This is a genomic window from Planosporangium spinosum, assembly GCF_049999945.1.
In the GTDB taxonomy this organism is placed as follows: domain Bacteria; phylum Actinomycetota; class Actinomycetes; order Mycobacteriales; family Micromonosporaceae; genus Planosporangium; species Planosporangium spinosum.
The window spans coordinates 63,129-69,742 of record NZ_JBLYUB010000034.1; the positions used below are offsets into that span (position 1 = coordinate 63,129).

Genomic DNA, 6,614 nt, shown 5'->3' on the forward strand with positions numbered 1-6,614 from the left:
CGGGGCGAACGACCCGCGTGCGCCGGCGAGAGCGCGGATCGTCACACCATCAGGGGCTGGTGAGCAGTGCCTGGGCCAACCGGTCGAGGCCCTCCCGGCTCACCCCACCGGGCAGGACCGGCAGCTCCACCACCGGGCGGCCGAGCGCCGCCAGGTCGTCGCGCAGGGCGGCCTCCACCCCGAGCCGCGTCTTGTACGCCTTCGCCTCGGTGACCAGACCGGCGACGGTGTCCCGGTCGGCCGGCAGGCCGGCCTCCGCCAGGCCGCGGCGCAGCTCCGCCGGGGTGATCCGGGCACCGGTCAGCAGCGGAGCGCGGGTGGCGTTGACGATCACCGAGCCCACCGGTATGCCGAGCGCCCCCAGATCCTCGATCGCGTCGGTGGTCTCCTGTACCGGCATCTCCTCCAGCAGGGTGACGACGTGGACGGCCGTCATCGGTGAGCGGAGGATCGCCGAGACCCCTTCGCTCTGCGACTTGATCGGCCCGACCTTCGCCAGTCGGGCCGTCTCGGCGGTCACGTTGAGGAAACGCCCGATCCGGCCGGTCGGGGGCGCGTCGACGACCACGGCGTCGTAGACACGGTGGCCGTTCGCGGTACGGGTGACGGCCTCCTTGACCTTGCCGGTCAGCAGGACGTCGCGCATGCCCGGGGCGATCGTCGTGGCGAAGTCGACCGCGCCCATCTTCTGCAGGGCCCGCCCGGCCATGCCGAGCCGGTAGAACATGTCCAGGTACTCCAGCAGTGCCTCTTCGGCGTCGATCGCGAGCGCGCGGACCTCGCCGCCGCCCGGCGCGCCCGCGACCACCCGCTCCTCGTACGGCAGCGGAGGCAGCTCGAACAGCTGCGCTATGCCCTGACGGCCCTCGACCTCGGTGAGCAGGACCCGCCGGCCTCCGGTCGCCAGAGCGATGGCCAGGGCCGCGGCCACGGTCGTCTTGCCGGTGCCGCCCTTGCCGGTCACGACGTGCAGGCGTGCGGGCCACTCGGCGTGTTCGTGTGAAGCCACGCAACCGAGAGTAGCTACTTGGCGTCCCCGACTTCGCAGACCCACCAGCCGCTCTCCTTGACCGCCACGAATTTCAGCCGCTTCTCGGCGGTCCGCTCGTCGGTGGTTGTGATCTTGATGGGTACGGTCAGGGTCGCGGTGTTGCCCTTGCGCGACTGCACGGCCGGCGTCGGCCAGCTGTACCGCGGGGACCGGTACTTCCGCTCGAACGAGCGCAGCTCGTCGATCTTCTTGGCCAGGTCCGCCTTGTCGCGCGACTCCGAGCAGACGTATCTGGTCGCCTTGTCCACGTCGTGGTCGGTGAAGACCGCGGTGAGGAAGCCGTCGACCGCGTCGGTCGGGGTCGGGCGGCCAGTGCCACCGACCTTCTTGATCAGGAAGTACGCCGTCGTGCCGCCCCCGCCGCACAGCAGCAGAACCAGGGCCAGGACGAGTGAGGTGACCAGCAGGGTGCGCGGGCGGCGCGGTGTCGACGCCGTGGCCGGGCCACCCGGGTAGGCGACCGGCGCACCGGGGTGGGCGGCCGGGTCGGTCGGTTGGGCGGCCGGCACACCGGGCTGGCCCTGGTGCGTGGGCTGGCCCTCGGGTGTGGGCTGGCCCTGCGGGCCGCCGGGTTCGGGCGGGTATCCGAGCGGCTGGCTCATGTCGTCCCCTTCACGGGCCAGTGTCCTCCCCTTGCGGGGGCCGGATGCCGACGGATGGCGGGCGCCGCGGGGATGTGGCCGCGGCCAAGATTAACCCGGACGGACGAGGGTCCGTGACGGCCGGTCGGTCGATCACTCGGCGTCCCGGTCCAGCCCTTAGGCTGTCGGCGTAGAAACCCCTATCACGGGAGCCCTCGAGCAATGCAGAAGTGGGAGTACGCCACGGTGCCGCTGCTGGTCCACGCGACCAAGCAGATCCTGGACAACTGGGGCGAAGATGGCTGGGAGCTGGTCACCGTCGTGCCGGGGCCGAGCGCCGAGCAGCTCGTCGCGTACCTGAAGCGGCCGCGCCCGTCGGAGGGTGCGCAGTGAGCGGGGCGCAGGCGCGCGCGAAGCTGGCCGAGCTGGGCCTGCGACTGCCCGAGGTGGTGACGCCGCTCGCGGCGTACGTGCCGGCGGTGCAGTCGGGCAACTACGTGTACGTGTCCGGCCAGGTGCCGTTCGCCGACGGGAAGCTGATGGCCACCGGCAAGGTCGGCGCCGAGGTGTCCGCCGAGCGCGCCACCGAGCTGGCCCGGCAGTGCGCGCTCAACGTCCTCGCGGCCGTCGACTCGCTTGTCGGCCTCGAACGGGTGGTGAAGGTCGTCAAGGTCGTCGGCTTCGTCGCCTCGGCCGAGGGCTTCACCGGGCAGCCGGGCGTGATCAACGGCGCCAGCGAGCTGTTCGGCGCGGTGTTCGGCGAGGCGGGCCGGCACGCCCGCAGCGCCGTCGGGGTCGCCGAGCTGCCGCTCGGCGCGCCGGTCGAGGTCGAGGCGATCTTCGAGGTCGCCTGATCGTCACGGCCGCATGATCGTCACAACTTCCGGCACGTTGTGGTCTCGGCACCCGGCGGAGACCACAGTTCCCCGGAAGTTGTGACGATCAAGGCCGCGGTGACGACCACTGGGTGGGTCACGGTCACGACCGGGTGACGCTCACGGGCCGGTCAGCGCCCGCAGCGTCGGGGTGAGATCGAGGTAGCGCCCGGACATCGCGGCCCGCATCCGGGCCAGTGCCCGCCGCGGTGAGGTCACCAGGTCGGGATGGTCCTCCAGGTATGCGAGGTCGCTGTCGGTCAGCACGGCCACGCTGAGCCGGCCGTCGGCGGTCACGAACACCGCCCGCTCCAGCTGTATGAAGGCGTCGCCCTGGGTACCCAGCAGTGCGATGGCGTCGGCCAGGGCGCGGGCCGGTGCCGAGGCGGCATGCCGGTGACCCGCCACGTCACCGTCCCAGGCGCGTATCTCCGCCAGCGCGTCGAGCACCCGCCGGTCGAGGTCGACGTCGTCGGCTCCCCGCCGGCGCAGCCACAGCCGGATGTACCGGCCGCCGTCGGTGGCCGTCACCAGCGAGGTCTGCAGGTCCAGGGCGCGGGCGGCCCGCAGGTACCGGGTGAGGATCCGGTCGCCCGCGACCGGGTCGGCGGCGTACACCAGGCCCTTGAGCACGGCGTCGTCGGGCAGACCCAGCCGCAGCCGGTACCGGGCCGCCAGCGCGTCGTCCTGCAGCCGCCGTACCTCCGTGCGGACCGCGAGGAAGCGCCGGTTCAGCTCGTCGATGCGGGACTGCACGTCGGCCACCCCGGCATGCACCTCGTCGGTCCGGTGGGCGGCCTCGCGCTGCGCCTCGGTGAGTCCGAGCAGGTGGTCGGCGAACGGGTCCAGCCAGTCGGCGCGCAGTTCGGAGACGGCCGTACGGGCCCGCCGCCGCTCCCGGCCGACGAGGTGGACCACCGCCAGGACGAGGGCGGACGCGACCACTGCACCGGTCAGGAAGGCGACGATGACGTCTTGCCGCAAGGCGCACCACTCGGGGTTTCGGGGACGCTGGTACACACAGCGCAGCAATTGACGAACGCTGCGTCAAGAGGAAGCCGGTCGTCGATACTTACGTACCCATACGTCTGGTTGTCGGCCCGCGCTGCTGAGGTCGGTCCGGCCGCCGCCGTACCATCCAGTGCATGGTGACCCATGTGACCGCGCCCACGGCGGCCCTGCTCGACGCGCTGCCCGACTGGGTCACGCTGCTCCGCGCGCCCAATCCCGGCCCGATGACGCTCGATGGGACCAACACCTGGGTGCTGCGGACAGGTGCCGACGAGCCGGCGGTCATCATCGATCCGGGACCACTCGACGAGGGTCATCTGGCGACCGTCGTCGGCCACGCCCCGGTCGGGTTCATTCTCGTCACCCACGGTCACCACGACCACGTCGAGGGTGCCGCGAGGCTGTCCGAGATGCTCGGGGGCGTGCCCGTGCTGGCCGCCGCCCCGGCGCACTGCGTGGGTACCGAGCCACTGGACCCGGACGAGGCGCTCAGTGCCGGCGACCTGATGATCGAGGCGCTCAGCACCCCGGGGCACACCGCCGACTCGGTGACCTTCCTGGTACGGGTCGGCGAGGAGGAGGTCGTCTTCAGCGGCGACACCATCCTCGGCCGCGGCACCACCATCGTGGCCTGGCCCGACGGCGACCTCGGTGACTACCTGGCCAGCCTGCGGACCCTGCGCGGCCTCGGCCCGGTACCCGTGCTGCCCGGCCACGGGCCGGCGCTCGCCGACTGCGCGGCGGCCGCCGGCTACTACCTGGACCACCGGCTGGCCCGGCTGGAACAGGTCCGCACCGCGCGCGTGGCCGGTGCGCGGACCGCCGAGGAGGTCGTCCGGGTCGTGTACGCCGACGTCGACCCGGTGCTGTGGCCGGCGGCCGAATGGTCGGTGCGGGCCCAGCTGGCGTATCTGGAAAATATGGAGCGACGGGAATCACAGCCGGGGTCGGCGGAGTTGGACGAGCCGTGACCTGTCCCGTGTGTGGCACCGTCGCCGTACCCGGCGCGCGGTTCTGCCACAACTGCGGGTCGGCGCTGCCGGCCGCCGCGAGCCAACCGGCCGCCGAGCGCCGGGTCGTCACCGTCCTCTTCGGCGACCTGTCCGACTTCACCGCCTGGGCCGAGGACGTCGACCCGGAGCGGGTCGGCGCGGTCACCGACCGGGTGCTCGCCGCGCTCGCCGGCTCGGTCAAGACCTTCGGTGGGCACGTCGACAAGCTCACCGGGGACGGCATCATGGCCGTCTTCGGCGCGCCGGTCGCCCACGAGGACGACGCCGAGCGCGCGATCCGGGCCGCGCTGTCGATGCAGCGGGCGGTCCGGCGGGTACTCGACGACGAGCGCGGCGGCGGTGCGCCGCTGGGGCTGCGGGTGGGTGTCAACACCGGCGCCGTTGTCGCCGGCGTGCAGGCGGCGCTGGAGTACACCGTCATCGGCGACACCGTGAACACCGCCGCCCGGCTGGCCGACGCGGCCGCCGTCGGGGCCATCTACGCCGGTGCCGCCACCGCGGCGGCCACCCGGCACGTCGCCTCCTGGCGGGCCCTGCGCCCGCTGCGGCTCAAGGGCAAGCGCGAGCCGGTCGAGGCGTACGAGTTGCTGGGCCTGCTCGACGCGCCCGGTACCCGGTCCGGGCTGGGCGACGAGGCGCCGTTCGTGGGCCGGGAGGCCGAGCTGGGCCGGGTCGCCGGCCGGCTCGCCGAGGTCGTCGACCGGGCGGAGCCCCGCATCCTGGTCATGACCGGTGAGGCGGGTCTGGGCAAGACCCGGTTCGCCGCCGAGGTGGAGCGGCTCGTCGCCGGGTACCCGGTCGGCGGGTTCGCCTCCAGCGTGGGCGCCCGGGTGCTGTCGGTGCACTGCGCCGCGTTCGGCGAGCGCCGCCGGCTGGCACCGCTGGCCGACCTGGTACGGGCCGCGATCGGCCTGCCGGCCGACGCCGCGACCACCCGGGAACAGGCCGAGGAGCGGCTGCGCCGGCTCAGCCAGCGGCTGGCCCGGCACGCCCGGAGCCGGGTCCGGCCCGCCTCCCCGCCTCCCGACGAGGGCGCCCCCGTTCCGGCGCACCCCGGTAGCGCGGTGTCCGCGGGACCGGGCGCCGCCGCGACCGCCACTGCCGGGGTGACAGCCACCCCCGCCGAACCGCCGCGCCTGGCCACCGAGCTGCTGTTGACGCTGATCGGGTACGGCGAGGCGGGGCGCGCCGATCCGACCGGCCCGTCCGGCCGGACCGCCTGGGCCGGTCCCGCCGGCGCTCGGGGCGGCTGGGGCGCCAGCGCCGGGCCGGTCGACGACCTGGACCTCGAAGCCATCCCGTCGGCCGTGTCCGACCTGCTGTCGGCCCTGGCCGCCGAGGAACCGCTGGTGATCGTCGTCGACGACCTGCACGACGCGACCCCGGACACGGTCGACGCGCTCGGCGTCACGCTGTCGCGGCTGTCCGGCCCGGTACTCGCGCTGCTGCTCGGCCGGCCGGAGCTGATGCGTACCGCGGGCATCCTCAACCGGTTCGCCGACGCGGAGGTGACCTCGCTGCCTCCGCTGCGCGGTGCCGACGCGGCCCGGCTGCTGACCAGCTATCTCGGCGGTGGTCGGCTGCCACAGGCCGACGAGGACAGGCTGCTCGCCACCGCCCAGGGCAACGCCTTCTACCTGGCCGAACTGGTCGCGCTGCTGCAGGAGCGGGGGCTGCTGACGGGTACCGGGTCGGCGTGGCGGCTCGCGCCCGGTTCACTGGGTGGCCGGTTGCTCTCCCGCGACCTCGCCGCCGTCCTGGCCGCGCGCATCGACGCGCTGCCACCCCACGCCCGCGCCGTGCTGCGCGACGCCGCCGTGGTCGGCGACACCGTACCCGCCGGGGCCCTGGAGGTACTCCGGGCGGGCCGGCCCGGTGGCCGGCCGTCGGCCGTGGCCGCCGTCGAGCTGGCGCGGGCCGTCGAGGAGCTGCTGCAGCGGCGCATGCTGCGCAAGGTCAAGGGCGGGTACGCCTTCGCCACCCCGCTGCTGCGCCAGGCCGCGTACGCCGGGGTGGGCAAGGCCGACCTGGCCGAACGGCACGCGCTGCTCGCCCGGTGGGCCGCCGAGCCCACCCCACCCAC

At 74.0% G+C, this 6,614-nt stretch carries 7 protein-coding genes; 4 read left to right on the top strand and 3 right to left on the bottom strand.

All coding sequences use genetic code 11. The annotated features are described in order from the left end of the window. Positions 1-49 precede the first annotated feature (49 nt). Together bagA and ACNTMW_RS30510 are read right to left on the bottom strand one after the other, a co-directional pair. Positions 50-1,009 carry an ATPase BagA gene (bagA, locus tag ACNTMW_RS30505; RefSeq protein WP_426637412.1) on the bottom strand — a complete coding sequence of 320 codons (960 nt, stop codon included), beginning with the start codon at positions 1,007-1,009 and terminating at the stop codon, positions 50-52. Positions 1,010-1,023: 14 nt separating this feature from the next. After that, positions 1,024-1,653, bottom strand: a complete 630-nt coding sequence (locus ACNTMW_RS30510; RefSeq protein WP_426637413.1) for an Rv0361 family membrane protein — start codon at positions 1,651-1,653, stop codon at positions 1,024-1,026. 201 nt (positions 1,654-1,854) lie between these two features. Between ACNTMW_RS30510 and sp36 the strand changes: the two genes are divergently transcribed. Both sp36 and ACNTMW_RS30520 read left to right on the top strand, forming a co-directional pair. After that, the gene (gene sp36, locus ACNTMW_RS30515) at positions 1,855-2,025 is read left to right on the top strand and encodes a Sp36 family protein (protein WP_426637415.1); all 171 of its coding nucleotides are present in this window, start codon (positions 1,855-1,857) and stop codon (positions 2,023-2,025) included. Next, complete coding sequence (locus ACNTMW_RS30520) at positions 2,022-2,486, top strand: RidA family protein (protein ID WP_426637416.1); 465 nt, start codon at positions 2,022-2,024, stop codon at positions 2,484-2,486. The genes sp36 and ACNTMW_RS30520 overlap by 4 nt, the downstream gene beginning before the upstream one ends. Positions 2,487-2,627: 141 nt before the next feature. Here the strand turns inward: ACNTMW_RS30520 and ACNTMW_RS30525 are convergent, their stop codons facing one another. Further along, a complete protein-coding gene (locus ACNTMW_RS30525; RefSeq protein WP_426637417.1) occupies positions 2,628-3,491 on the bottom strand; it encodes a hypothetical protein in 864 nt (287 codons plus the stop codon). A 161-nt stretch (positions 3,492-3,652) separates the two neighbouring features. Here ACNTMW_RS30525 and ACNTMW_RS30530 point away from each other — a divergent pair, with 161 nt between their 5' ends. Further along, positions 3,653-4,489, top strand: coding sequence for an MBL fold metallo-hydrolase (locus tag ACNTMW_RS30530; protein WP_426637418.1), 837 nt, complete (start codon positions 3,653-3,655; stop codon positions 4,487-4,489). Continuing rightward, positions 4,486-6,614: adenylate/guanylate cyclase domain-containing protein (locus tag ACNTMW_RS30535; RefSeq protein ID WP_426637419.1), on the top strand; the 2,129-nt coding region annotated here is incomplete at its 3' end. The genes ACNTMW_RS30530 and ACNTMW_RS30535, both read left to right, overlap by 4 nt.

What these genes read in the sequence shown, in the direction of transcription:
- ACNTMW_RS30510 (WP_426637413.1), bottom strand. Translation starts at nt 1,653, where the DNA reads ATGAGCCAGCCGCTCGGATACCCGCCCGAACCCGGCGGCCCGCAGGGC.
- ACNTMW_RS30530 (WP_426637418.1), top strand. Translation starts at nt 3,653, where the DNA reads ATGGTGACCCATGTGACCGCGCCCACGGCGGCCCTGCTCGACGCGCTG.
- sp36 (WP_426637415.1), top strand. Translation starts at nt 1,855, where the DNA reads ATGCAGAAGTGGGAGTACGCCACGGTGCCGCTGCTGGTCCACGCGACC.